General features: G+C 56.0%; 23 protein-coding genes. 13 read left to right on the top strand and 10 right to left on the bottom strand.

Going from position 1 to position 24,750, the window contains the following annotated elements; translation table 11 throughout:
• Positions 1-8: 8 nt before the first annotated feature.
• The 6 genes from pxpA to ACOTZP_RS10135 all read right to left on the bottom strand — a co-directional run bounded on the left by pxpA (position 9) and on the right by ACOTZP_RS10135 (position 5,304).
• Entirely contained in the window at positions 9-749 is a 741-nt protein-coding gene (gene pxpA / locus ACOTZP_RS10160; protein WP_045308836.1) for a 5-oxoprolinase subunit PxpA, read from the bottom strand.
• The gene (pxpC, locus tag ACOTZP_RS10155) at positions 736-1,668 is read right to left on the bottom strand and encodes a 5-oxoprolinase subunit PxpC (protein WP_022647458.1); all 933 of its coding nucleotides are present in this window, start codon (positions 1,666-1,668) and stop codon (positions 736-738) included. Before pxpC ends, pxpA begins: the two co-directional genes overlap by 14 nt.
• Positions 1,662-2,318 (bottom strand): 5-oxoprolinase subunit PxpB, encoded by a 657-nt coding sequence (gene pxpB, locus ACOTZP_RS10150; RefSeq protein WP_271075271.1) that lies wholly within the window; start codon positions 2,316-2,318, stop codon positions 1,662-1,664. The genes pxpC and pxpB overlap by 7 nt, the downstream gene beginning before the upstream one ends.
• Before the next feature lie 14 nt (positions 2,319-2,332).
• Positions 2,333-3,076 (bottom strand): type 2 GTP cyclohydrolase I, encoded by a 744-nt coding sequence (locus tag ACOTZP_RS10145; protein ID WP_003858635.1) that lies wholly within the window; start codon positions 3,074-3,076, stop codon positions 2,333-2,335.
• 10 nt (positions 3,077-3,086) lie between these two features.
• The gene (gene phrB / locus ACOTZP_RS10140; protein WP_271075272.1) at positions 3,087-4,499 is read right to left on the bottom strand and encodes a deoxyribodipyrimidine photo-lyase; all 1,413 of its coding nucleotides are present in this window, start codon (positions 4,497-4,499) and stop codon (positions 3,087-3,089) included.
• Between the two features lie 598 nt (positions 4,500-5,097).
• A complete protein-coding gene (locus tag ACOTZP_RS10135; protein WP_014069366.1) occupies positions 5,098-5,304 on the bottom strand; it encodes a YbfA family protein in 207 nt (68 codons plus the stop codon).
• A 310-nt stretch (positions 5,305-5,614) separates the two neighbouring features.
• Between ACOTZP_RS10135 and kdpF the strand changes: the two genes are divergently transcribed.
• The 9 genes from kdpF to potE all read left to right on the top strand — a co-directional run bounded on the left by kdpF (position 5,615) and on the right by potE (position 17,547).
• Positions 5,615-5,704: a K(+)-transporting ATPase subunit F gene (gene kdpF, locus ACOTZP_RS10130; protein WP_003858638.1), complete on the top strand. Its 90-nt coding sequence runs from the start codon at positions 5,615-5,617 to the stop codon at positions 5,702-5,704.
• Positions 5,704-7,383 (top strand): potassium-transporting ATPase subunit KdpA, encoded by a 1,680-nt coding sequence (gene kdpA / locus ACOTZP_RS10125; protein WP_332975879.1) that lies wholly within the window; start codon positions 5,704-5,706, stop codon positions 7,381-7,383. Before kdpF ends, kdpA begins: the two co-directional genes overlap by 1 nt.
• Positions 7,384-7,401: 18 nt before the next feature.
• The gene (gene kdpB, locus ACOTZP_RS10120; protein WP_023305699.1) at positions 7,402-9,450 is read left to right on the top strand and encodes a potassium-transporting ATPase subunit KdpB; all 2,049 of its coding nucleotides are present in this window, start codon (positions 7,402-7,404) and stop codon (positions 9,448-9,450) included.
• 12 nt (positions 9,451-9,462) lie between these two features.
• Positions 9,463-10,038, top strand: a complete 576-nt coding sequence (kdpC, locus tag ACOTZP_RS10115; RefSeq protein ID WP_022647452.1) for a potassium-transporting ATPase subunit KdpC — start codon at positions 9,463-9,465, stop codon at positions 10,036-10,038.
• Complete coding sequence (kdpD, locus tag ACOTZP_RS10110; protein ID WP_332975881.1) at positions 10,039-12,726, top strand: two-component system sensor histidine kinase KdpD; 2,688 nt, start codon at positions 10,039-10,041, stop codon at positions 12,724-12,726. It abuts the gene before it with no gap.
• On the top strand, positions 12,723-13,400 hold the full coding sequence (gene kdpE / locus ACOTZP_RS10105; RefSeq protein ID WP_022647450.1) for a two-component system response regulator KdpE: 678 nt from the start codon (positions 12,723-12,725) through the stop codon (positions 13,398-13,400). Before kdpD ends, kdpE begins: the two co-directional genes overlap by 4 nt.
• Positions 13,401-13,678: 278 nt before the next feature.
• Positions 13,679-13,783: a leader peptide SpeFL gene (gene speFL, locus ACOTZP_RS10100; protein ID WP_003858645.1), complete on the top strand. Its 105-nt coding sequence runs from the start codon at positions 13,679-13,681 to the stop codon at positions 13,781-13,783.
• A gap of 255 nt (positions 13,784-14,038) precedes the next feature.
• Complete coding sequence (speF, locus tag ACOTZP_RS10095) at positions 14,039-16,237, top strand: ornithine decarboxylase SpeF (RefSeq protein WP_022647449.1); 2,199 nt, start codon at positions 14,039-14,041, stop codon at positions 16,235-16,237.
• Positions 16,234-17,547 (top strand): putrescine-ornithine antiporter, encoded by a 1,314-nt coding sequence (gene potE / locus ACOTZP_RS10090; protein ID WP_022647448.1) that lies wholly within the window; start codon positions 16,234-16,236, stop codon positions 17,545-17,547. Before speF ends, potE begins: the two co-directional genes overlap by 4 nt.
• Before the next feature lie 110 nt (positions 17,548-17,657).
• Here potE and pgm read toward each other — a convergent pair whose 3' ends face one another.
• Entirely contained in the window at positions 17,658-19,298 is a 1,641-nt protein-coding gene (pgm, locus tag ACOTZP_RS10085) for a phosphoglucomutase (alpha-D-glucose-1,6-bisphosphate-dependent) (RefSeq protein WP_271075275.1), read from the bottom strand.
• A gap of 24 nt (positions 19,299-19,322) precedes the next feature.
• Complete coding sequence (gene seqA / locus ACOTZP_RS10080; protein WP_003858650.1) at positions 19,323-19,868, bottom strand: replication initiation negative regulator SeqA; 546 nt, start codon at positions 19,866-19,868, stop codon at positions 19,323-19,325.
• A gap of 183 nt (positions 19,869-20,051) precedes the next feature.
• On the opposite strand from seqA, the gene ybfF reads away from it, so the two are divergent.
• The 4 genes from ybfF to fur all read left to right on the top strand — a co-directional run bounded on the left by ybfF (position 20,052) and on the right by fur (position 22,665).
• Positions 20,052-20,825, top strand: a complete 774-nt coding sequence (ybfF, locus tag ACOTZP_RS10075) for an esterase (RefSeq protein WP_105322551.1) — start codon at positions 20,052-20,054, stop codon at positions 20,823-20,825.
• Between the two features lie 128 nt (positions 20,826-20,953).
• A complete protein-coding gene (gene ybfE, locus ACOTZP_RS10070; RefSeq protein WP_003858652.1) occupies positions 20,954-21,241 on the top strand; it encodes a LexA regulated protein in 288 nt (95 codons plus the stop codon).
• Between the two features lie 155 nt (positions 21,242-21,396).
• Positions 21,397-21,927, top strand: coding sequence for a flavodoxin FldA (gene fldA, locus ACOTZP_RS10065; protein ID WP_003858653.1), 531 nt, complete (start codon positions 21,397-21,399; stop codon positions 21,925-21,927).
• Positions 21,928-22,218: 291 nt separating this feature from the next.
• Positions 22,219-22,665, top strand: a complete 447-nt coding sequence (gene fur / locus ACOTZP_RS10060; protein WP_003858655.1) for a ferric iron uptake transcriptional regulator — start codon at positions 22,219-22,221, stop codon at positions 22,663-22,665.
• A gap of 92 nt (positions 22,666-22,757) precedes the next feature.
• On the opposite strand, the gene chiQ is transcribed toward fur, so the two are convergent.
• Both chiQ and chiP read right to left on the bottom strand, forming a co-directional pair.
• Positions 22,758-23,084, bottom strand: coding sequence for a ChiQ/YbfN family lipoprotein (chiQ, locus tag ACOTZP_RS10055; protein ID WP_023299602.1), 327 nt, complete (start codon positions 23,082-23,084; stop codon positions 22,758-22,760).
• 47 nt (positions 23,085-23,131) lie between these two features.
• Complete coding sequence (gene chiP, locus ACOTZP_RS10050; RefSeq protein ID WP_017694280.1) at positions 23,132-24,529, bottom strand: chitoporin ChiP; 1,398 nt, start codon at positions 24,527-24,529, stop codon at positions 23,132-23,134.
• Positions 24,530-24,750 lie beyond the last annotated feature (221 nt).

Genomic DNA, 24,750 nt, shown 5'->3' with positions numbered 1-24,750 from the left:
TTTCATGATTATTCTGCGCTGACAACAATGCCCTCTTCCGAGAACGCCGCCCGCAGGCGTCGCGCAAACTGGAGCGCATGCTCGCCGTCACCGTGTAAGCACACCGTATCAGCCTGAACGTTTGCCGTTGTACCCTCCGTTGAGGTTACTCGCCCGAAGCGCACCATCTCCAGCGTCTGCGCCAGCGCTTTACCTTCGTCGGTGATCAGCGCACCGGCCTGCGTACGCGGAACCAGGCTACCGTCCGGCAGGTATCCCCGATCGGCAAACACTTCCTGCCGCGTAGTCAGCCCCAGCCGTTCGCCGGCACGGATAAGCTCACTGCCCGCCAGGCCCACCAGAATCAGACGCGGATTGCAGTCCCGTACCGCGCGGGCAATGGCGTCTGCCAGCGCCGTATCTTTCGCCGCCTGGTTATAGAGCATGCCGTGCGGCTTGACGTGGCGCATCTCGCCCTTCTCAGCGCGCACTATCGCCTCCAGGGCGCCGATCTGGTAGAGCATTTGCGCGTAAACCGTCTCAGGCGGCAGATCCATCGCCGTGCGACCAAAGTTTTCCCGGTCCGGAAAGCTGGGGTGAGCGCCTATCGCCACGCCGTTTTTCATGGCATTGCGCACGCTCGCCAGCATGGTCTGCGCATCGCCGGCATGAAACCCACAGGCGATGTTCACCGAGGAGACCAGCGTCATCAGCGCCGCATCGGCGCTGCTGCCCTCCCCCAGATCGGCGTTTAAATCAATCTTTACCATCGAGCCTCCACGCCAGCTGTTCGAGATAACGCTGCTGATCCTGACGGGCTTTCAGCGCCTCCTCCAGCGAACACTGCACAAAATGAATTGGCTGACCGAGAGGAATTTGCGCCAGATGGTAGCGATCAGCTTCAATAATGCAGGCAATACGCGGATATCCTCCCGTGGTTTGCGCATCGTTCATCAGTACGATGGGCTGTCCGTTGCCCGGCACCTGAATCACCCCCGGCAACAGACCATGGGAAAGCAGCTCCCGGTCAGTCGTGCGGGTCAGCGGCTGGCCCTGAAGCCGGTAACCCATGCGGTTACTCTGCGGGCTGATCTTCCATGGCGAGCGCCAGAAAGACTCTTTTGAGGCCTCATCGAACTCATGATATTCCGGCCCCGGCAGGGCGCGGATCAGGTTCCCCCACAGCAGCTGCTTCACGCCCTGCGTGGTGGTGAAATGGCGCGCTGATGGCTTAATCGCCAGGCGATCGCCGTCGCGCAGCAGCCGTCCTTCATGTCCGCCCATTCCCGCTTTCTGGTCGGTGCTGGATGAGCCCAGCACCTCCGGCACGTCGATACCTCCCGCCACCGCAAGATAGCTGCGCACGCCGTGCAGAGGACGCTTGAGCGTCAGACGCTGTCCGGCTTTCGCCCGCAGGCGCCAGCCGGTCCACACCGCTTTGCCGTCCAGCGTCGCGTCACAGCCCGCGCCGGTTAAGGCAAACCAGGTTTCCTGACCAAACTCAATCACGCACTGACCCAGCGTAATTTCTAACGCCGCCGTGCTGCCGGCGTTGCCTACCAGCAGGTTGGCAATCTCCAGCGAGGGACGATCAAGCGCACCGCAGTAGCTCACGCCCGACTGACGCAGGCCAAAGCGCCCGGCATCCTGTACCGAGGTGTAAAGCCCTGCGCGAATAAGCGTTAACATATCCCCTCCTTTTGCGGGATAAAGCGCAGGGTATCCCCCGGACGCAGGAGTATGGGCGCGTCCCGGCCTGGTTCAAATAACGGCGTGGACGTGTGCCCGATAAGCTGCCAGCCTCCCGGCGAGGCGAGCGGATAAATTCCCGTTTGCTCACCACCAATCGCCACGCTGCCCGCCGGTACGCTCAGGCGCGGCTCAGCCCGGCGCGGCGTATGCAACTGGGGCGATAACCCGCCCAGATAGGGGAAACCCGGCTGAAATCCCAAAAACCAGACAACATAGTCGACTGAGCTATGCAGCTCCACAACCTGCTTCTCCGTTAATCCACAGTGTTCGGCCACCACGCCAAGGTCGGGGCCTCCCTTGCCGCCATAGACAACCGGGATCTCAATCGTCCGCGATTCCGGCTCCAGCGCCTCGCTCTCCTCCCACCAGCGTTGCAGACGCTCAATGGCATCCAGCGCCCCCGTGTGCGGATCACGCAGCACCACGGTGATATTATTCATACCCGGAATAGCTTCAACCACGCCAGGTAGCTCGGGCAGTCGTTGAGCCAGACGCCAGATACGCTTTTGCGTGGCAAGCGTCACCGGAGGCTCAAGTTCCAGAACCACTGCGGTTTCACCCAGAAGATAACAACGCGCTCGCTGCACTTAACTACCTCTCATCAGGCCGGATTAGGGATATCAATAAACGTCACATCCAGATCGGTATTTTCCGTCAGCCACTCGCTGAGGGCGCGGATGCCGCCACGCTCGGTGGCGTGATGGCCTGCCGCGTAAAAATGCAGGCCTTGTTCACGGGCAGAGTGAATGGTCTGCTCGGAAACCTCGCCGGTAATGAAGGCGTCGACACCGAAACGCGCCGCGCTATCAATAAAGCCCTGGCCGCCGCCGGTGCACCATGCCACGCGCTTCACGGTATCCGGCCCGGTGTCGCCGCACCACAGCGGACGACGCCCCAGGCGTGCTTCGATCCACGATGCCAGCTCCAGACCCGGAACCGGCATCGACAGTTCACCCCACGGCACCAGGGGTTCAATTTCGCCCATCACGGTAATCCCCAGCAGCTGCGCAAGCTGAACGTTATTCCCCAGTTCAGGATGCGCATCGAGCGGCAGGTGATAGCCGTACAGGTTGATGTCATTCGCCAGCAGCGTTTTGAGACGGTTGCGCTTCATGCCGCGAATAATCGGTGATTCGTTTTTCCAGAAATAACCGTGATGGACAATCACCGCGTCGGCTTCCTGACGCACCGCCTCATCCAGCAGCGCCTGGCTTGCCGTTACGCCGGTGATGATTTTTTGCACCGTCTCGCGACCCTCCACCTGTAAGCCATTCGGACCGTAGTCGCTAAACGAGGCCGTGTTGAGTTTTTCGTTAATCAGGCGTTCCAGTTCACTGTTTTTCATCATCATTCTCTCAAACTTTTCGGGCGGCTTCATACGCCGCCAGCGTGGCGACGCGCGCCTGTTTATGGTCGACAATGGGACGGGGATAGTTCAGGGTAACACGCTGTTTATCCGCCCATGCCCAGGGTTCATGAATGGCTTTGGCGGGGACATCCTTAAGTTCAGGCAGCCAGCGACGGATAAACTCGCCGTCGACGTCAAATCGTTGTCCCTGCGTGGTCGGATTAAAGATCCGAAAATAGGGAGCCGCATCCGTGCCGGTGGAGGCCGCCCACTGCCAGCCGCCGTTATTTGCCGCGAGATCGCCATCGATCAGCTGAGAGATAAAATAACGCTCTCCGGTTCGCCAGTCGATAAGCAGATCCTTTACCAGGAAGCTGGCGGTAATCATACGCAGACGGTTATGCATCCACCCGGTTTCATTGAGCTGCCGCATAGCCGCATCAACAATCGGGAAGCCGGTAAGCCCACGCTGCCATGCCTTCAGCAGCTTCTCATTCGACTGCCACTGTACCTTATCGGTCCAACGAATGAAGGGGCGATGTTTACATAAATCAGGATGATACGTCATCAGATGGCGATAAAACTCACGCCAGATCAGTTCGTTCAGCCACACTGCGCCCGCCCCCCCGTCTAACGCCTTAGGCTGTTCCGCCAGTAGCCGATGTAAACACTGGCGCGGGGAGAGCGCGCCCAGCGCTAAACAGGCCGACAGGCGGCTGGTGCCTTCAATCGCTGGAAAATCCCGCTGCGCCTCGTACTCCGCCGCCCCCTGCGCGCAGAACTGACGCAACCGGGCGATGGCCGCTTTCTCGCTGGCGGGGAATAGTGTTTCATCAAACGACTGCTGGGGATAATTCAGCCTGATGTCCTGCAGATCCGTTATCGTTTCCCCTCTTATGGCCGGGGCGGGAACGCATTCTGGCAGCCCCTCTTTCAGGCGTTTGATAAAAGCATTTTTAAACGGCGTGAAAACTTTATACATTTCGTGACTGCCGGTCATCACGCTGCCCGGTGCGAGCATCACGCTGTCATCAAAGCCTTCACAGACCACGCCCGTAAGGTTTTTCTCCAGCTGACGATCCCGCTGCTGCTCGTTAAATTCATACTGGTAGTTGTATAAAAGACGCGTTACCGCGTGCTGCTTACAGATTGCCTGCACCATCTCAAGCTGTGCGGCAAAATCATGGGCCTCTTTATAGATCAGCGGAATGCCTTTTTCGGCCAGTGAATGTTGCAGGTCATTCAGATACGCGCTGAGTAATGCCGCTTGCCGGGGCGCCATGTCATGCTGCCGCCACTGTTCAGGCGTGGCGATAAACAGGGCCAGCACATTCGCGTCTTTAGCGCGGCAGGCGGCCGCGAGAGCGAAGTTGTCGTGAATGCGTAAATCCGCGCGAAACCAAACCAGATGGGTGGGCATAAAACTCCAGGCAATTGTCCATTATGTCCGTAAGGGCATGCCGTAAAAGGAAAAAGGCATGCATTGAACTACTTTGCCATGAAGTGTAGACGGGATGAAATAAAAAAGGCCGCCCGAGGCGGCCTTAACGCTACTTGTCCTGCGCTATCGGGGTAAAGGCAATAAACACATCCGGTTTATCACTCTTTACAACGAGTGCGCTGGCGACCATGAACGCGATGCATAAATAGCGTTTCACTATGCGGTCCCTGCTGCTAACCGCTCCACCTATCACCACCGGTGATAAATCGGTGGACACAAGCCCGGGTAGGCGGGCTGCTTTACGGCTATGGATACACCTTTCCCAGGACCGATGCCCATTTGCGAGATGGCGGAAAGGGACGTGGCATCATAATTAACACCAACGCCAAAAGTAAGTTATTTCAGTAAAATTAGGAATTTATAAAGGTGAAGTGGATTGCGAACTTTTTAAAGAAGGGTATGATAAAAATCCCGGGTAGGGGCTGCAAGATTACCCAACGGACCGCGAATCCCGAGGGACAAAAAAACCGCCACTTTGCTGTAGGCGGTTTTTTTATGGCTACGATGTCACACCGTATCAGTAGAAATCGCAGGTTGCTTTCTCGGCCTGATCCATCCACACCGGCTTTTCGCTGGTTTTCGCCCAGACGCGGTGCAGATAGCTGTAAAAACGTGCGCGATCTTTCCAGAACAGCATCACCGGCAGGGCCAGCACGCCAGCCACTACGGCGAAAGTGCGACGCATGAACACGATATGAGCCGGATACTCTTTATAAAGATCCATATTTTTCTCCCCTGTAGTTGGCCGGAAACCTTCTCCGGAAAATGTGAAATCTGTGACCTGGTTAAAATAATACCGCTTTGTTTGTAATTTTACTACTCATCCGACCACTTATTTTCATCCATTTCGTGAATATTTACATTCACGCCTGTAATTAAGTTACAAAAAAGTTAACAGTTTACTTAACAATAGTTAAATTGTGGTCTTTCCCATTTTTATACTTTTTTTACACCTGCCCTTCTGATTTTTGCGAAATCTTTGCGCCACAAATCCTACCGTTTGTACAACAACAAAAGTCACCCGGAGGTGGAGTGTGAGTGCAGGTCTGATTGCCGGCATCGTGCTGGTGTTCCTGTTATTGGGTTATCTGATTTATGCCCTGATTAATGCGGAGGCATTCTGATGGCTGCTCAGGCGTTTTTGCTTATTGCCAGCTTTTTACTGCTGCTGTTTGTGCTCGCCAGGCCGCTGGGAACAGCGCTGGCGCGGCTGATAAACAACGTGCCACTGCCGGGTACGCGAAAAATTGAAAACGTGCTCTGGCGCATTTCAGGTATCAGCGACCGCGAAATGAGCTGGGGCCAGTACCTGATGGCGATACTGCTTCTGAATATCGTGGGGCTTATTGCCCTCTTTACGCTGCTCATGCTCCAGGGCAATTTGCCGTTCAATCCGCAGCAGTTACCAGGTTTATCCTGGCATCTGGCGCTGAACACGGCGGTCAGCTTTGTCACCAATACCAACTGGCAGTCTTACGCCGGTGAAACCACGCTCAGCTACTTCAGCCAGATGGCCGGGTTAACCGTGCAAAACTTTCTGTCTGCAGCCAGCGGTATCGCGGTGATCTTCGCCCTGACGCGCGCGTTTGCCCGCCAGAATGTCAGCACGCTCGGCAACGCGTGGGTTGATGTCACGCGCATCACCCTTTGGATCCTGGTGCCTGTTGCGCTGATTATTGCCCTGTTCTTTATACAGCAAGGCACTCTGCAAAACCTGCTGCCTTATACCCCTTACACCTCGCTTGAAGGGGGCAGGGAACTCCTGCCAATGGGGCCAGTGGCGTCGCAGGAAGCAATCAAGATGCTGGGCACCAACGGGGGCGGCTTCTTCAACGCCAACTCATCGCATCCGTTTGAAAACCCAACGGCATTAACCAATTTTGTACAGATGCTGGCGATATTCCTGATCCCCGCCGCGCTCTGCTTCGCCTTTGGCGATGTGGTTAACGATCGCCGCCAGGGCCGTACGCTGCTGTGGGCCATGTCGTTAATCTTCGTGGTCTGCGTTGCACTGGTGATGTGGGCCGAATGGAACGGCAACAGCCATTTCATGCAGCTGGGGGCTAACAGCAATATCAACCTGGAAGGCAAAGAGAGCCGCTTCGGCATTCTTGCCAGCAGCCTCTACGCGGTGGTCACCACGGCGGCCTCCTGCGGGGCGGTGAACGCCATGCACGACTCTTTCACCGCGCTTGGCGGCATGATCCCGATGTGGCTGATGCAGATTGGCGAGGTAGTCTTCGGTGGGGTCGGTTCGGGGCTGTACGGCATGCTGTTGTTCGTTCTGCTCGCCGTGTTTATCGCCGGGCTGATGATCGGCCGCACGCCGGAATATCTCGGCAAAAAAATCGACGTCCGCGAAATGAAATTAACCGCGCTGGCAATCCTGGTCACCCCCACCCTTGTGCTGCTCGGTACCGCCCTGGCGCTGATGACCGACGCCGGGCGCAGCGGCATCTTTAACCCGGGCATTCACGGCTTTAGCGAAGTGCTTTACGCAGTTTCGTCTGCCGCAAACAACAACGGCAGCGCCTTTGCAGGGTTAAGTGCCAACTCACCGTTCTGGAACTGTCTGCTGGCGTTCTGCATGTTCTTCGGTCGTTTCGGCGTGATTATTCCCGTCATGGCGATCGCCGGAACACTGGTGAATAAGAAGATCCAGCCGACCACTACCGGTACGTTACCGACTCACGGCGCGCTGTTCGTCGGCCTGCTGATTGGCACCGTTCTGCTGGTAGGTGCCTTGACCTTTATCCCCGCCCTCGCGTTAGGCCCGGTTGCGGAATACCTCTCTTTACGCTGATTTTGCGGAGAATTTGTCATGAGTCGTAAACAACTGGCCCTGCTCGAACCAACCTTAGTTCGTCAGGCCCTCATGGATGCGGTAAAAAAACTGAGCCCGCGAGTGCAGTGGCACAACCCGGTGATGTTTATTGTCTGGACTGGAAGTTTACTCACCACCGCATTGGCGATTGCCATGGGAACGGGACACCTTTCAGGAAATGCAACCTTTACCGGCGCCATCAGCCTGTGGCTGTGGTTTACCGTGCTGTTCGCCAACTTTGCCGAAGCGCTGGCGGAAGGCCGCAGTAAGGCGCAGGCCAACAGTCTGAAAGGGGTCAAAAAAACCGCCTTTGCGCGCAAATTACGCGAACCTAAATACGGCGCGCAGATGGACCACGTTCCGGCGGATGAACTGCGCAAAGGTGACGTGGTGCTGGTGGAAGCCGGGGACATCATCCCCTGCGACGGGGAGGTAATTGAGGGCGGCGCGTCGGTAGACGAAAGCGCCATTACCGGGGAATCCGCGCCCGTGATCCGTGAGTCGGGCGGAGATTTCGCCTCAGTTACCGGCGGAACGCGCATTCTTTCCGACTGGCTAGTGATCCAGTGCAGCGTTAACCCGGGCGAAACCTTTCTCGACCGGATGATCGCCATGGTGGAAGGCGCACAGCGTCGTAAAACGCCGAACGAGATCGCCCTGACCATTCTGCTGGTGGCGCTCACCATTGTGTTCCTGCTGGCAACGGCGACCCTGTGGCCCTTCTCCGCCTACGGCGGTACAGCGGTCAGCATCACCGTACTGATCGCCCTGCTGGTCTGTCTGATCCCCACCACTATCGGCGGCCTGCTTTCCGCGATTGGCGTGGCGGGGATGAGCCGTATGCTGGGCGCGAACGTCATCGCCACCAGCGGACGCGCCGTTGAAGCGGCGGGTGACGTAGACGTACTGCTGCTGGATAAAACCGGGACCATCACCCTGGGTAATCGTCAGGCCTCTGACTTTTTACCTGCTCCCGGCGTGGATGAAAAAACGCTGGCCGACGCGGCGCAGCTTTCTTCGCTGGCCGATGAGACGCCGGAAGGTCGCAGTATCGTGATCCTCGCCAAGCAGCGCTTTAACCTGCGCCAGCGCGACGTACAAAGCCTGCACGCCACGTTCGTGCCCTTCACGGCGCAAACACGGATGAGTGGAATTAACATTCAGGACCGAATGATCCGTAAAGGCTCCGTTGATGCCATCCGCCGTCATATTGAAGCCAATAATGGACATTTCCCTCCGGAAGTCGACCACCTGGTGGAAAGCGTGGCGCGTCAGGGGGCAACCCCGCTGGTGGTGGCGGAAGGTGCAAGCGTTCTGGGGGTTATCGCCCTGAAGGATATCGTTAAAGGCGGTATAAAAGAGCGTTTCGCCCAGATGCGTAAGATGGGCATTAAAACGGTGATGATCACCGGGGATAACCGTCTGACTGCGGCGGCCATTGCCGCCGAAGCGGGCGTGGATGATTTCCTTTCCGAAGCGACACCGGAAGCAAAGCTGGCGCTCATTCGCCAGTATCAGGCGGAAGGTCGTCTGGTGGCGATGACCGGCGACGGCACCAACGACGCCCCGGCGCTGGCGCAGGCCGACGTGGCGGTGGCGATGAACTCCGGTACCCAGGCGGCAAAAGAGGCGGGCAACATGGTGGATCTCGACTCGAACCCGACCAAGCTGATCGAAGTGGTGCATATCGGGAAGCAGATGCTGATGACGCGCGGCTCGCTGACCACGTTCAGTATCGCCAACGACGTGGCGAAGTATTTCGCCATAATCCCGGCGGCCTTTGCGGCAACCTATCCGCAGCTGAATGCCCTGAACGTAATGCACCTGCACTCTCCAGCCTCGGCCATTTTGAGCGCGGTGATCTTCAACGCGCTGATTATTGTCTTTCTTATTCCGCTGGCGCTGAAAGGGGTGAGCTATAAGCCACTGACGGCCGCCGCCATGCTGCGCCGTAACCTGTGGATTTACGGTCTGGGTGGGCTGGTGGTGCCCTTTATTGGGATCAAGGTTATCGACATGTTGTTAACGCTGTTCGGGCTGGTTTAAAAGGTGAATCTCATGACGATGTTACGTCCCGCTATACTGTTGTTTATTCTGCTGTCTCTGATTACCGGCGGGCTTTACCCGCTGATGACAACCGCGCTGGGCCAGTGGTGGTTTGAGGACCAGGCCAACGGCTCGCTGATTATCCAGAACGGTGAAAACCGCGGCTCGCGTCTGATTGGGCAAAACTTTACGGACCCGCGCTACTTCCAGGGACGCCCTTCCGCCACTGCGGAAAGCCCGTATAATCCAATGGCCTCCGGCGGCAGCAATCTGGCTGGCAGTAATCCTGACCTGGACAAAGCCGTTGCTGAACGCGTTGCCGCCCTGCGCGCCGCGAATCCGCAGGCCAGCCGTGAGGTGCCGGTTGAGCTGGTCACCGCCTCCGCGAGCGGGCTGGATTACAGCCTGACGCCGGACGCAGCGGCGTGGCAGATCCCACGCGTGGCCGCCGCCCGTCAGCTGACCGTCGAGCAGGTGAGCCAGCTGGTTGCAGAACATACGCAAAAGCCGCTGGTCAGCTTCATCGGCATGCCGGTAGTGAACATTGTTGAGCTGAATCTGGCGCTGGATGCGCTAAGGAAGAACTAAATGACCGATGAGCCCATGCGCCCGGATCCGGACAGGCTGCTTGAACAAACGGCTGAAGCCCACCGCGGCAAGCTGAAAATTTTCTTCGGCGCCTGCGCGGGCGTCGGGAAAACCTTCGCCATGCTGACGGAAGCCCAGCGGCTTCGGGCGCAGGGGCTTGATATTCTCATCGGCGTGGTGGAAACCCACGGTCGCAAAGAGACGGCGGCGCTGCTGACGGGACTGGCGACGCAGCCGCCCCAGCGTATCAGCCATCGCGGTCGGCTGGTGACGGAGTTCGATCTTGATGCCGCCCTCGCCCGCCGCCCCGCGCTGATCCTGATGGACGAACTGGCGCACAGCAACGCGCCTGGCTCACGCCACCCGAAGCGCTGGCAGGATGTTGAGGAGCTGCTTGAAGCCGGCATCGACGTCTTCACCACGGTGAATGTTCAGCATCTGGAAAGCCTGAACGACGTGGTAAGCGGGGTAACCGGTATCCAGGTGCGCGAAACCGTCCCCGATCCGTTTTTTGATTCTGCCGATGAAGTCGTACTGGTTGACCTGCCGCCGGACGATCTGCGCCAGCGCCTGCACGAAGGCAAGGTGTATATTGCCGGCCAGGCCGAACGCGCCATCGAACATTTTTTCCGCAAAGGAAACCTGATTGCCCTGCGCGAGCTGGCCCTGCGCCGCACCGCCGATCGCGTGGATGACCAGATGCGAGCCTGGCGGGACCTGCAGGGGCGGGAGCGCGTCTGGCACACGCGTGACGCCATTCTGTTATGCATTGGTCACGGCAGCGGCAATGAAAAACTGGTCCGCACCGCCGCCCGGCTTGCGGCGAAGTTTGGCAGCGTCTGGCACGCGGTGTATGTCGAAACACCACAGCTTCACGGCCTGCCGGAAAATCAGCGTCGCGCCATTTTGAGCGCGCTGCGGCTGGCGCAGGAGCTGGGCGCCGAAACTGCAACCCTGTCCGATCCGCAGGAAGATAAAGCCATTCTTCGCTACGCGCGCGAGCATAACCTGGGCAAGATTGTCATTGGACGTCGCCAGCATCGCCGCTGGTTTAGCCGCGAATCTTTTGCCGACAGGCTGGCACGCCGCGCGCCGGATCTGGATTTAGTCATCGTCGCGCTGGATGACAAGCCCGCCCCCCTGCCCGGCCGTACGCCGGACGCACGCACCTTTGGCGATAAATGGCGCGTCCAGATCCGGGGCTGCCTCGTGGCCGTGGTCCTTTGCGCCCTGATTACGGTGATTGCCAGCCAGTGGCTAATCGCCTTCGATGCCGCCAATCTGGTCATGATTTATCTGCTGGGCGTCGTTGTGGTCGCGCTCTTTTATGGCCGCTGGCCGTCGGTGCTGGCAACGGTGATCAACGTCATCAGCTTCGACCTCTTTTTTATCGCTCCGCGCGGGACGCTTGCTGTCTCGGACGTACAGTACATTCTGACCTTTGCCGTGATGCTTACCGTCGGGCTGGTGATCGGGAATCTGACGGCAGGCGTGCGCTACCAGGCACGCATTGCCCGCTATCGCGAGCAGCGCACCCGCCATCTTTATGAGATGTCAAAATCGCTGGCGGTCGGTCGCACGCAGCAGGATATCGTCCAGACCAGCGAGCAGTTTATCCGTTCGACCTTTCACGCCAGTAACCTGATTTTGCTCCCCGACGAGCAGGGGCGCCTTCGCCCGCTGACCTCCCCTTCGGGGATGACGCCCTGGGATGAAGCGATTGCCCGCTGGAGCTTTGATAAGGGTTTACCTGCCGGTGCCGGCACCGACACTCTGCCCGGGGTGCCTTACCAGATCCTGCCGCTGCGCAGCGCGGATAAAAATCACGGGCTGGTCATCGTCGAGCCGTCTAACCTGCGTCAGCTGATGATCCCCGAGCAGCAGCGCCTGCTGGAAACCTTCACCCTGCTGGTCGCCAGCGCCCTTGAACGGCTGGCGCTCACCGCCAGCGAAGAGCAGGCGCGGCTGGCAAGCGAGCGCGAAAGTATTCGCAATTCGCTGCTGGCAGCGCTGTCTCACGATTTGCGCACCCCGCTTACCGTGCTGTTTGGTCAGTCCGAAATTCTGACGCTGGATCTGGCGGCGGAAGGATCAAAACATGCGATGCAGGCCAGCGAAATTCGTCAGCACGTGCTAAATACCACGCGTCTGGTGAACAACCTGCTGGACATGGCGCGCATTCAGTCCGGCGGGTTTAACCTCAAAAAAGAGTGGCTCACCCTTGAGGAGGTTGTCGGCAGTGCGCTGAAGATGCTGGAGCCGGGTCTCGGCGGGCGCCATATCGAGCTGGACATGCCGGAACCCCTGACGTTAATCCATGTGGATGGCCCGCTGTTTGAGCGCGTGCTGATTAATCTTCTGGAAAATGCCGCTAAATACGCCGGGGCAAAGGCCCGGCTGGGGATTGCTGCCAGGGTGGATAAACGTTTGCTGCGGCTCGATGTCTGGGATACCGGGCCGGGTATTCCGGCCGGCCAGGAGCGCGCCATATTCGAAAAATTTGCGCGCGGTAATAAGGAATCTGCCATTCCGGGTGTCGGGCTGGGGCTGGCGATCTGCCAGGCGATTGTTGACGTGCATGGCGGCACCATTTCCGCAGAGAACCGCCCGGAAGGTGGGGCACGCTTTTGTGTTACACTTCCTCTTGAAACCCCACCAGAACTTGATGAATTACCAGAGGATTTGTGATTAACGTTCTGATTGTTGAAGATGAGCTCGCTATCAGCCGATTTCTGCGTACCGCGCTGGAAGGCGACGGTTTGCGCGTTCATGAAGCCGGTACGCTTCAACGGGGGTTAATTGAAGCCGCCACCCGCAAGCCAGATCTGGTGATCCTGGATCTGGGACTCCCGGATGGCGATGGCATCGATTTTATTCGTGAGGTGCGTCAGTGGAGCCAGATGCCCATTCTGGTGCTCTCTGCCCGCACCGAAGAGACGGATAAAATCGCCGCGCTGGATGCCGGAGCGGATGATTATCTGATCAAACCGTTTGGCATTGGCGAGTTACAGGCCCGGCTGCGTGTGGCGCTGCGTCGACACAGTGCCACGACCCCTTCTGAACCGGTGTACGTCTTTGGCGATATCCGCGTCGATCTTGCCGCCCGCCGCATCGTGCGAGGGGAAGAAGAGATCCACCTTACGCCTATCGAGTTTCGTCTGCTGGCCGTGTTGCTCAGTAACCACGGAAAAGTGTTAACGCAGCGACAGCTGTTAAGCCAGGTCTGGGGACCGAATGCTGTCGAACATAGTCACTATTTACGCATTTATATGGGACACCTTCGCCAGAAACTTGAAGCCGATCCCGCGCGTCCTCGTCATTTATTAACAGAAACCGGTATCGGATATCGGTTTATGATCTGAATAAGTATTCACTTTAATTTTAAATAAAGAACACACCAGCCTGAATATAGCCATGAAAATAACGACGAGATTATTTTCATGCCTATATTCGCCCTCACTAAACATAATTAGAACACCAATTTAACACCAAACCAACAAAACAGCATTTTGATCTGCGTTATTCACTCATAACGACTAATTATTTCTGAAACGATCGGTTATTGGTGATCTGTTTCACAGTTAATCCCTTTTTCCTGGATAAAATGACCGTGCTTTCAATTACTGAAAGGAAAATGAACATGGAAAACAATAATCGTTTAATGCCCCATATAAGGCGGACAACACATATCATGATGTTTGCCCACCGAAACTGTTTTGACTTTCATCTCTTTAACGCCCGGTAGTCCTTCGACTTCTGGCGCATCTGCTTACAGGTTATCCTGAAAAACGCTATTTTACAGGCTGTTGCCTGTGAACACCTGCGCTCATTCCTTGTGATTCAGATTCTCCGCAACCGGGCGGACTGAATTCTACTCAGCAAAAAAGCAATTAACTGATTTCGTATCAGCGGACACGCTTTGCTTTTTTTTCCGGAAAAAATCGATTTCTTTACCGCAAGAAGTCGAGGGACCCATATTGCCTGAAATAAAGAGATAAAGATGAAAACGTTAAAAATTGCCGTCAGCCGTGCCTGCCCTGAATGCTTTACCACTTCGCGCGAGATCGTGGATATCACCGCATCGGATTATATTGATGTGGCAGCCGTGGTTCTGGCCGTCAGTGATATTTTCAATGGCGCCATAGAAGAAATAGAAGCCACGGGATTCGGTATTCCGGTGTTTATTGCCACGCATAAAGAAGAAAGGGTTCCGGCTGAATTTTTGTCGCGTATTCACGGCGTTTTTGAGTACTCCGACACCAGCAATGCGTACTACGGACGCCAGCTTGAAGCGGCTGCGCAGAAGTACGAAACCCAGCTCCGTCCGCCGTTCTTCCGCGCGCTGGTCGATTACGTCCAGCAGGGGAACAGCGCGTTTGACTGCCCCGGACATCAGGGAGGTCAGTTCTTCCGCCGCCATCCGGCCGGAAACCAGTTTGTCGATTTCTTTGGCGAAACGCTTTTCCGCGCCGATCTGTGCAATGCCGACGTGGCAATGGGCGATCTGCTGATCCATGAAGGTGCGCCATGCATCGCCCAACAGCATGCGGCAAAAGTCTTTAATGCGGATAAAACCTACTTCGTGCTGAACGGCACCTCCTCTTCCAATAAGGTGGTGCTCAATGCCCTGCTCACGCCAGGCGATCTGGTGCTGTTCGATCGCAATAACCATAAATCTAATCACCACGGAGCACTGTTACAGGCGGGAGCGACGCCGGTGTATCTGGAAACAGCGCGCAACCCGTACGGGTTTATCGGCGGTATTGACGCACACTGTTTCGACGAGAGTTACCTGCGGGAACTGGTGTCAGAGGTCGCGCCTGGTCGCGCGCGGGATGAACGTCCCTTCCGTCTGGCGGTGATCCAGCTGGGCACCTACGACGGTACCATTTATAACGCCCGTCAGGTGGTGGATAAGATTGGTCACCTGTGCGATTACATCCTGTTTGACTCCGCCTGGGTGGGTTACGAGCAGTTTATCCCGATGATGGCCGACTGCTCGCCGCTGCTGCTGGAGCTGAACGAAAACGATCCGGGCATTCTGGTTACCCAGTCGGTGCATAAGCAGCAGGCGGGCTTCTCGCAAACCTCGCAAATCCATAAGAAGGACAGCCACATAAAAGGCCAGCCGCGCTATGTCCCGCATAAGCGCCTCAACAACGCCTTTATGATGCACGCCTCCACCAGCCCGTTTTATCCGCTGTTTGCCGCCCTGGATATCAACGCCCGCATGCACGAGGGGCAAAGTGGGCGCAACATGTGGATGGACTGCGTGGTGACGGGTATCGAAGCGCGAAAACTGATCCTTCAGAACTGTCAGTTTATTCGCCCGTTCGTGCCGGAGACGGTGGATGGCCGTCCGTGGGAAAGCTGGGATACGGCGGAGATCGCCACCGATCTGCGCTTCTTCCATTTCGTTCCGGGCGAACGCTGGCACGCCTTTGAGGGATATGCCGAGCATCAGTATTTTATCGATCCCTGCAAACTGCTGCTGACCACGCCAGGCATCAACGCCCGCACCGGCGAGTATGATGATTTCGGCGTGCCCGCCACCATCCTCGCCAACTTCCTGCGTGAAAACGGCATCGTGCCGGAAAAATGCGACCTCAATTCCATTCTGTTCCTGCTCACCCCGGCGGAGGACATGGGCAAATTGCAGCAGCTCGTCGCCCAGCTGGTGCGCTTCGAAAAACTGCTCCAGAGCGATGTGCCGCTGAAAGAGGTTCTGCCCTCTCTTTATAAGCAACATCCGGAACGTTATGCGGATTATTCCCTGCGTCAGATTTGTCAGGAGATGCACGACCTCTACGCCCGCCATAACGTGAAGCAGTTGCAGAAAGAGATGTTCCGCAAGTCTCACTTCCCGCGCGTCATGATGAACCCGCAGGAGGCGAACTATGCCTATCTGCGCGGTGAGGTCGAGCTGGTGTCACTGCGCGACGCGGAAGGCCGTATCGCCGCGGAAGGCGCGCTGCCTTACCCACCGGGGGTGTTGTGCGTGGTTCCGGGGGAAGTCTGGGGCGGTTCCGTGCTGCGCTATTTCGCCGCGCTGGAAGACGGGATCAATCTGCTGCCGGGCTTTGCGCCGGAGTTACAGGGGGTTTACGTCGAGGAGTGTGACGGGCGCAAACAGGTGCGCTGCTACGTCATTAAACAACCCGCCGCTCAGCCGTCTCTGCTGAAGGGAGAAAAATTATGAGTAAGTCCAACAAGATGGGCGTGGTACAACTCACTATCCTCACCATGGTGAATATGATGGGGTCCGGGATCATCATGCTGCCCACTAAGCTCGCTGAAGTGGGGACGATTTCGATTATCTCCTGGCTGGTAACGGCAGTCGGCTCAATGGCGCTGGCGTGGGCGTTTGCCAAGTGCGGGATGTTCAGCCGTAAGTCTGGCGGCATGGGCGGCTATGCCGAATATGCGTTTGGCAAGTCGGGCAACTTTATGGCCAACTATACCTACGGGGTGTCGCTGCTGATCGCCAACGTGGCGATTGCCATTTCCGCTGTCGGTTACGGTACGGAGCTGTTTGGCGCGACGCTGACCCCGGTGCAGATTGGGCTGGCGACCATCGGCGTGCTGTGGATCTGCACCGTCGCCAACTTTGGCGGCGCGCGCATCACCGGACAGCTCAGCAGCATCACCGTCTGGGGCGTGATCATTCCGGTTGTCGGTCTGTGCATCATCGGCTGGTTCTGGTTTAGCCCGACGCTGTACGCCAATTCCTGGAACCCGCACCACGTGCCGTTCTTTACCGCCGTGGGATCGTCCATCGCCATGACGCTATGGGCTTTCCTCGGGCTGGAGTCAGCCTGTGCGAATGCGGAAGTGGTGGAAAACCCGGAAAAGAACGTGCCGATCGCGGTACTCGGCGGGACGCTGGGGGCGGCGGTGATCTATATCGTCTCAACCAACGTGATTGCGGGAATTGTGCCCAACATGGATCTCGCCAACTCCACGGCGCCGTTCGGGCTGGCGTTTGCGCAGATGTTTACGCCAGAGGTAGGGAAAGTGATCATGGGACTGATGGTGATGTCCTGCTGCGGCTCGCTGCTGGGCTGGCAGTTCACCATCGCCCAGGTATTCAAATCCTCCGCTGACGAAGGTTATTTCCCGAAAATCTTCTCCCGCGTCACCAAAGCGGATGCGCCGGTACAGGGTATGCTGGCGATTGTGATTTTCCAGAGCGGTTTGTCGCTGATGACCATCAGCCCGTCACTGAACAGCCAGTTTAATGTACTGGTCAACCTGGCGGTGGTGACGAACATCATTCCGTACATTCTGTCGATGGCGGCACTGGTGATTATTCAGAAGGTGGCGAAGGTGGATCCGCGCAAAGCCCGGGCGGCCAATATCGTGGCGCTGATTGGGGCGATTTACAGCTTCTATGCGCTCTACTCGTCCGGTCAGGAGGCGATGCTGTATGGCGCGATGGTGACCTTTATGGGCTGGACGCTGTACGGTCTGGTATCGCCGAGATTTGAACTGAAGAATAAGCATAGTTAAAAAAGAAGCCCGGTGGCGCTAACGCTTACCGGGCCTACGAGATCAATGTTTTCTCCCTCTCCCTGTGGGAGAGGGCCGGGGTGAGGGCATCAGCCCGCACCAGACACCACTTACGCGTTTTTCAGCACTTCACTGACAATCTCTACCGCTTCTTTCTCAATCTGCTGGCGGTGCTCAGCGCCGAGGAAGCTTTCGCAATAGATTTTGTACGCATCTTCCGTACCGGATGGACGCGCGGCGAACCAGCCGTTTTCAGTCATCACTTTCAGGCCGCCGATGGATGCGCCGTTACCCGGTGCCGCCGTCAGACGCGCGGTGATCGGATCGCCCGCCAGGGTGCTGGCGCTGACCATCTCCGGAGAGAGTTTGGACAGAGCGGCTTTCTGAGCAGAGGTCGCGCCAGCCTGAATACGGTTATAGCTTGGCGCACCAAAGCGTGCTGCCAGGTCGTTGTAATGTTCCTGCGGGTTCTTACCGGTAACCGCGGTGATTTCCGCCGCCAGCAGGCACATGATGATGCCGTCTTTATCGGTTGACCATGGGGTGCCGTCGAAGCGCAGGAAGGATGCCCCCGCGCTCTCTTCACCACCAAAGCCGAAGCTGCCGTCGTGCAGACCATCAACAAACCACTTGAAGCCCACCGGCACTTCCACCAGCTTACGGCCCAGCGCATCGACCACACGGTCAATCATGGCGGAAGAGACCAGCGTTTTACCCACCGCAACCTCTTTGCCCCACTGCGGACGGTGCTGGAAGAGATAGTTAATCGCAACAGCCAGGTAGTGGTTCGGGTTCATCAGCCCAGCGGGGGTGACGATGCCGTGACGGTCGTAGTCCGGGTCGTTGGCAAACGCCAGGTCGAACTTGTCGCGCAGCGCCAGCAGGCCAGCCATTGCGCATTCGGAGGAGCAGTCCATACGGATCGCGCCGTCTTTGTCCAGGTGCATAAAGCGGAAGGTCTGATCGACGTGATCGTTCACGATGGTCAGATCCAGCTTGTAGTGCTCGGCAATGCGTTTCCAGTATTCAATACCGGAGCCGCCCAGCGGATCCACGCCCAGCTTCAGACCGGCTTTCTGGATAGCGGCCATATCGACGATATCCGCCAGCCCTTCCACGAACGGCTGCACCAGATCCTGCTCTTTCACATGGCCGGACGCCATGGCTTCATCCAGCGAGATGCGCTTCACGCCGTTCAGACCGTTAGCCAGTAACGCGTTGGCGCGATCTTCCACCACTTTCGTGACGTTGGTATCCGCCGGGCCACCGTTAGGTGGGTTGTACTTGATGCCGCCATCTTCCGGTGGGTTGTGGGACGGGGTGATCACAATACCGTCCGCCTGCGCGCCACCTTTTTTGTTATGTACCAGAATAGCGTTAGAAACCGCAGGCGTTGGCGTGAAACCGTTGTTCTCCTGAACAATCACGTCTACGCCGTTTGCCGCCAGTACTTCCAGCACGGAGATAAAGGCAGGTTCAGACAGGGCGTGGGTATCTTTCCCAACATAGCACGGACCGGTGACGCCATTTTTGGCGCGCTCTTCCGCGATGGCCTGAGCAATGGCCAGAATGTGCGGTTCGTTAAAGCTATGGCGCGCCGCGCTGCCGCGGTGGCCAGATGTACCAAACTTCACTGCGTGTTCTGCGTTGCCCACCACCGGCTTCAGCACGTAGTACTGCGAGGTCAGTTGAGCGACGTTAATCAAATCGCGTTGTTGTGCAGGTTGTCCTGCACGGCTGTGATTTGCCATTGCCTGGTCCTTCTGATGCAAGGGTTAAATTGTACCGCAAACCTTTTCGATCAATTCCGCCGGGAACTGCATGGACTGCATGATATGTTCGATCATGCTGCACTTGCGGCCCGTATTGGTATTGGTGATCACCCAGTATGGCGTACCGGGAACATGTTTGGGTTTGGTTTGGTTGCCATTTTGCAGCAGGGTCTGCTCGTCACCTGCGAAGTAAACGCGCGTGCGACCGTGCAGCGACTCTGTCGCTTCTGCAAATGCGTTGTTATCCAGTGAGTAAAGTGTAGACAGCACCAGCATAAAGCGGTTAACCGCCTTTTTCTGCTCTGCATATTCATCGGACAGCAGCAGCTCGCGCATCGCGCGCACTTTGTCTTTTGCCGGCATGACGGCAGGTTTTACTTGTGCAACAACGCTCGGCTGAGACACGACATCTTTAGTGACAGGAGTGGGCTGTGAGGCGGCGGAAATTTTAAGCATGCGCCGTAAAATGTCGGACGCGCTCTCCCCAATATGCCGCGTCTGGCTGGCAATATACTGATAGAGTTCGTCATCAACTTCGATTGTTTTCATCTTAATCCAGTGCGATATCTTATCTGAATACAAGTCGTTGAGATTATAAGGTCTAATCCCAACAGCGGATAGCGTCAAACCAGGTTGGCGGCAAAAGTCAGATTAAACTGGATCCTTGCCCCCGGGCGGCAGAATGGTCAACATGATACCCTAACCTGACAAACCTAAAAAAAGAACTTTGCCATGAAATTGAATACCCGAGCGCAAACTGCACAATCGCCGAACAATAATTCTCCCATCGTACTGGTTCACGGCCTGTTTGGTAGTCTGGATAACCTGGGCGTGCTGGCGCGCGATTTAGTGACCGATCACAAGATCCTCCAGGTTGATATGCGCAATCACGGTCTTTCAGGACGCTCGGAGGAGATGACCTACGCAGCCATGGCGCAGGATCTGCGGGACACCCTCGATGCGAATAATATCCAGAAAGCGACGCTCATCGGGCATTCAATGGGCGGTAAAGCGGTGATGGCGCTTACAGCGCTGGCCCCTGAGCGAATTTCCGGTCTGGTGGTCATTGACGTTGCGCCCGTCAATTACGACGTTCGCCGTCACGATGAGATTTTCGCTGCGATCAATGCCGTGACAGAGTCAGGCGTCTCCACACGCCAGCAGGCGGCAGCCGTTATGCGCGAGCATCTCGATGAAGAAGGCGTGGTCCAGTTCCTGCTGAAATCCTTTGTTGACGGACAATGGCGCTTTAACGTCCCGGTACTGTGGGATCAGTATTCGCATATTGTGGGGTGGGAAAATGTCCCCGCCTGGCCGCACCCTACCCTCTTTATTCGCGGCGGCAACTCCCCTTACGTTACTGACGCGTACCGTGACACGCTGCTGGCGCAATTTCCGCAGGCTCGCGCTCACGTCATCGCCGGTGCCGGGCACTGGGTACACGCGGAAAAACCGGATGCCGTCCTGCGCGCCATTCGCCGCTATCTTACTGATACAGCGAATTGATTAAAAAGCCAGCGACCGGAAGACGACGGGCTTCCAGTCGTTGGCGTGTGGATTTGGGTGATGTATGATGGCGCGCTTATCGCCCGGGCATTAGCAGGGCGGCGTGTTTCCCCCGAAGTCTCAGAATCATGGCCAAAGAACAAACGGACCGTACGACACTAGATCTGTTCGCGAATGAGCGTCGACCGGGACGACCGAAAACGAATCCGCTTTCGCGCGATGAACAGCTGCGTATCAATAAACGCAACCAGCTTAAACGCGATAAAAATCGTGGGCTTAAGCGTGTCGAACTCAAGCTGAATGCCGATGCCGTCGATGCGCTTAACGAGTTAGCTGACGCGCGCAACATCAGCCGCAGCGAACTGATCGAAGAGATGCTGATCGCCCAGCTTGAGACGTTACGCGGCAAGGCGTGAGTCAGAAAATCCCCAATATTACCTTTTTCATGTAGCACAGAGTGCAGTCCTGCGTGATAGCTGTTTCCGCAGGGTTGCCTGTTCTGCTATTATTGCCCTTATCCGTGGACAATTTGCGCCACCATACCATTAAGTTTCAAGAGGTTATTTTACTCATGGCAATCATCGGCATTTTCTTTGGCAGTGATACCGGCAATACAGAAAATATCGCAAAAAACATTCAAAAACAGCTCGGTAAAGACGTTGCTGATGTGCATGACATCGCCAAGAGCAGCAAAGAAGATCTCGAGGGCTATGACATCCTGCTGCTGGGCATCCCGACCTGGTACTACGGTGAAGCACAGTGTGACTGGGACGATTTCTTCCCGACGCTGGAAGAAGTCGACTTCAACGGCAAGCTGGTTGCCCTGTTTGGCTGTGGCGATCAGGAAGACTACGCTGAGTATTTCTGTGATGCGCTGGGCACTATTCGCGACATCATTGAGCCGCGCGGTGCGGCGATCGTTGGTCACTGGCCAACAGCGGGTTACCACTTCGAAGCTTCCAAAGGTCTGGCAGATGACGATCACTTCGTTGGCCTTGCCATTGATGAAGACCGTCAGCCAGAGCTGACCGCAGAGCGTGTAGAAAAATGGGTTAAGCAGGTTCGTGAAGAGCTGAACCTGGACGATATCCTTAACGCCTGATATCCCTGCGGCGCAACTCCGGTTGCGCCCGTTGTCCAGGTAAAACCGATTAAATTAATTGCTACAAACTTTTAACTTTTTCGTCCAGACCTGTACAATATCCCCCTGGTAAAAAGTGGGTGCCATCGAACAAGTTTGTTGGTGATACCACGTTTTTATAAGCATACTTTGCTTGAGACTTGCAGTTTTCATTTAGCCATGGCAGTTCTATAATGAGACGCATTATCCCAAGTGCATTTTCTGTCACTTCTTCTTTTGAAGTGAATCGTTTAGCAACAGGACAGATTCCGCATGACTGACAACAATACCGCATTAAAGAAAGCTGGCCTGAAAGTAACGCTTCCTCGGTTAAAAATCCTTGAAGTGCTTCAGGGGCCAGACAATCACCATGTCAGTGCGGAAGACCTTTATAAGCGTCTTATCGATATGGGTGAAGAGATTGGGCTGGCAACCGTCTATCGTGTGCTGAACCAGTTTGATGACGCGGGCATTGTTACTCGTCATAATTTCGAAGGCGGTAAATCCGTGTTCGAGCTGACTCAGCAGCACCACCACGATCACCTGATCTGCCTCGACTGTGGCAAGGTCATTGAATTTAGCGATGATTCCATTGAATCACGCCAGCGTGAAATCGCCGCCCGTCATGGCATCCGCCTGACCAACCACAGCCTGTACCTGTACGGTCACTGTGCTGAAGGGGATTGCCGCGAAAATGAACATGCGCACGACGCAAAATAAGTCAGTGTTCATACTCTGAGCCAGCCGTGAGGTTGGCTTTTTTTTGCCTGGAAAAAGCCCGGTAAGCGCAGCGCCACCGGGCGTAAAGCAACTTATTTATTGTTATTGCGAATCTCGTCCCATATCTTATCGCAACGCTTCGCCACTTCCTGATCGTTACCGGTTTTACGCGCCTGAATGCAGGCCTGGTAATCCATCACGCGAACGTTTTCCTGCGTGGCGAATTGCTCATGGGCTTTGTCTTTTTTTAGCTCGTTCAGCACGCTTTGACAGGCTTCAATCTTCTCAGGTGAACCTTGTGCGGTATTGATGCAAGCGCTATACGCCTCTTTCAGACGGGAGTCTTCTTTCGGCGCCTGATCCTGCGCGCACGCCACCAGCCCGAATGCCAGCAGCGCAACGATTACCCTTTTTTTCATCATGTTCAGTCTCCATAACGGCGGGACACAGCCCGCCGCAGCATTCATCAGAAGATGGTAAATGGCGCAATGACCATAAATTTCACGTCGCGCTCATCCTGGAAGATGTTGCCGTAACCGCCCGCGTAGCTCGGGATATCGGAGTGGTTGTCATACTGGGTGAAGTGCAGTTTGAACATCGTGCCTTTCGCACGACCCTCCTGCAGGGTATAAATCGCATCCAGACTGTATGAAGACTCTTTCAGACGGTAGTTCGGATCGTAGTAGGCGTCTGGCGTAGCCATATCCGCTGGCTTCGCGTCCCAGGCGTACGCGTAGGACGCACCCACTGCCCAGCCAGGCAGGTTCCAGTTCTTCAGGTCATACATTGCGCCGAAGAAGACCGCCTTTTCGCCGTCGGCGTTGAAGTCAGAGCGGTTATCCCACCAGATATCCAGACGACCATTGGAAGAGGCGTAGGTTGGCGTCATACGTTGCAGGAAGTAGCCCTGCTGCCCTTCTGCCTTCACCCATGTACCCTCCAGACGCAAATCAACCTGACCCACTTTGTAGCCGAAGGTCAGCGCCTGTAACCACGCGGTGCCGTCATAAATATCATTTACGCTGCCATCGCTGACCTTGTCGCGCGTACCGTAGAACTGATAGCTGGTGCTCAGCGGGCTACCTGCGATATCAAATTTGTAGCTGGCTTTAGCAAAGTACTGATCGATATAGCCTTCAGCCTGACCAAAAGCCGCTTCCAGCACCAGATCGTTTTTGAAGTCGTACTTCGCCCCCAGCGAGTGGAGATAATCAACTTTGGTTTTTTTATCGTTTTGATAGAACTTGTCCATCTCAATGTGCCACGGCGCTTTGTACTCGTTGGTCCACATATAGGAGAAGCTCAACGCCCCCGCATCGCCGTAGTCAAAATTAGCACCGGCTTCCGCGCCCTGATAGGTACCTGGCATAAAGCTCCAGTGCGGCGCTAACAGCGTCTGACCGGTTGGCTGGATATAACCACCACGCGCCCAGACCGGGCCATATTTGAATTTTGCAGCCGCTTTATACAGGCTGATTCCGCTTTTATCGCCGGACCAGTCTTCGTCGTAAGCTTTATTGCTGGAGGAAAACGCAATTTCGTTCGGATGGCCGCTGTCGCCATTTTCGGCCATTTCAATTGCGGTGAACGCTGCAATATCGATCCCGAACATATCGGCGGCATATCCCGACTGGAAATCCAGGTTGGCGTTCCAGGTCGAGTGAGAAAGGTTAGTTTTGTATTTATCTTCAGTGACGTCTTTACGGTCACGCTCACGTTGCCAGTAATAAATACCGCCCGTAAGGGTGGAATCTTCAATGAAACCTGCTGCTTTTGCCTCTGGCGCAACCACCAGGCCCGACATTGCTGTCACACCGGCGATAGCCAGCGCCAGCGCACTACGTTTGCCACTGAACGTACGCATAGATTATTCCTCTTTGACGAATTAAAACGCCTTAAACGGCGAAAAACAGAAAAGACCAAATGGTCAGGGGTAGTCAGAAATACCCTCGAATTAACTACCGTCTTTAGGTTATTTTTCGCGACGCGAATTATCAATGCTTTTAATCAGGCAAAAGTCAGGATTATGACGAAGAGCACATATTTCGTAGTGCTTTGTAACATTTACCGGGAAGCGAGTGCTGG

The sequence above is a fragment of the Enterobacter cloacae complex sp. SYL001 genome, assembly GCF_049237025.1.
GTDB classification, from domain to species: domain Bacteria; phylum Pseudomonadota; class Gammaproteobacteria; order Enterobacterales; family Enterobacteriaceae; genus Enterobacter; species Enterobacter intestinihominis.
This window is presented reverse-complemented; position numbering and strand designations above follow the sequence as displayed.

Coding starts and splice junctions, on each gene's coding strand:
- pxpA (WP_045308836.1), bottom strand. CDS start 749: ATGGTAAAGATTGATTTAAACGCCGATCTGGGGGAGGGCAGCAGCGCC.
- pxpC (WP_022647458.1), bottom strand. CDS start 1,668: ATGTTAACGCTTATTCGCGCAGGGCTTTACACCTCGGTACAGGATGCC.
- ACOTZP_RS10145 (WP_003858635.1), bottom strand. CDS start 3,076: ATGAAAAACAGTGAACTGGAACGCCTGATTAACGAAAAACTCAACACG.
- phrB (WP_271075272.1), bottom strand. CDS start 4,499: ATGCCCACCCATCTGGTTTGGTTTCGCGCGGATTTACGCATTCACGAC.
- ACOTZP_RS10135 (WP_014069366.1), bottom strand. CDS start 5,304: ATGGATCTTTATAAAGAGTATCCGGCTCATATCGTGTTCATGCGTCGC.
- kdpA (WP_332975879.1), top strand. CDS start 5,704: ATGGCTGCTCAGGCGTTTTTGCTTATTGCCAGCTTTTTACTGCTGCTG.
- kdpB (WP_023305699.1), top strand. CDS start 7,402: ATGAGTCGTAAACAACTGGCCCTGCTCGAACCAACCTTAGTTCGTCAG.
- kdpC (WP_022647452.1), top strand. CDS start 9,463: ATGACGATGTTACGTCCCGCTATACTGTTGTTTATTCTGCTGTCTCTG.
- kdpD (WP_332975881.1), top strand. CDS start 10,039: ATGACCGATGAGCCCATGCGCCCGGATCCGGACAGGCTGCTTGAACAA.
- speFL (WP_003858645.1), top strand. CDS start 13,679: ATGGAAAACAATAATCGTTTAATGCCCCATATAAGGCGGACAACACAT.
- speF (WP_022647449.1), top strand. CDS start 14,039: ATGAAAACGTTAAAAATTGCCGTCAGCCGTGCCTGCCCTGAATGCTTT.
- potE (WP_022647448.1), top strand. CDS start 16,234: ATGAGTAAGTCCAACAAGATGGGCGTGGTACAACTCACTATCCTCACC.
- pgm (WP_271075275.1), bottom strand. CDS start 19,298: ATGGCAAATCACAGCCGTGCAGGACAACCTGCACAACAACGCGATTTG.
- seqA (WP_003858650.1), bottom strand. CDS start 19,868: ATGAAAACAATCGAAGTTGATGACGAACTCTATCAGTATATTGCCAGC.
- ybfF (WP_105322551.1), top strand. CDS start 20,052: ATGAAATTGAATACCCGAGCGCAAACTGCACAATCGCCGAACAATAAT.
- ybfE (WP_003858652.1), top strand. CDS start 20,954: ATGGCCAAAGAACAAACGGACCGTACGACACTAGATCTGTTCGCGAAT.
- fldA (WP_003858653.1), top strand. CDS start 21,397: ATGGCAATCATCGGCATTTTCTTTGGCAGTGATACCGGCAATACAGAA.
- fur (WP_003858655.1), top strand. CDS start 22,219: ATGACTGACAACAATACCGCATTAAAGAAAGCTGGCCTGAAAGTAACG.
- chiQ (WP_023299602.1), bottom strand. CDS start 23,084: ATGAAAAAAAGGGTAATCGTTGCGCTGCTGGCATTCGGGCTGGTGGCG.
- chiP (WP_017694280.1), bottom strand. CDS start 24,529: ATGCGTACGTTCAGTGGCAAACGTAGTGCGCTGGCGCTGGCTATCGCC.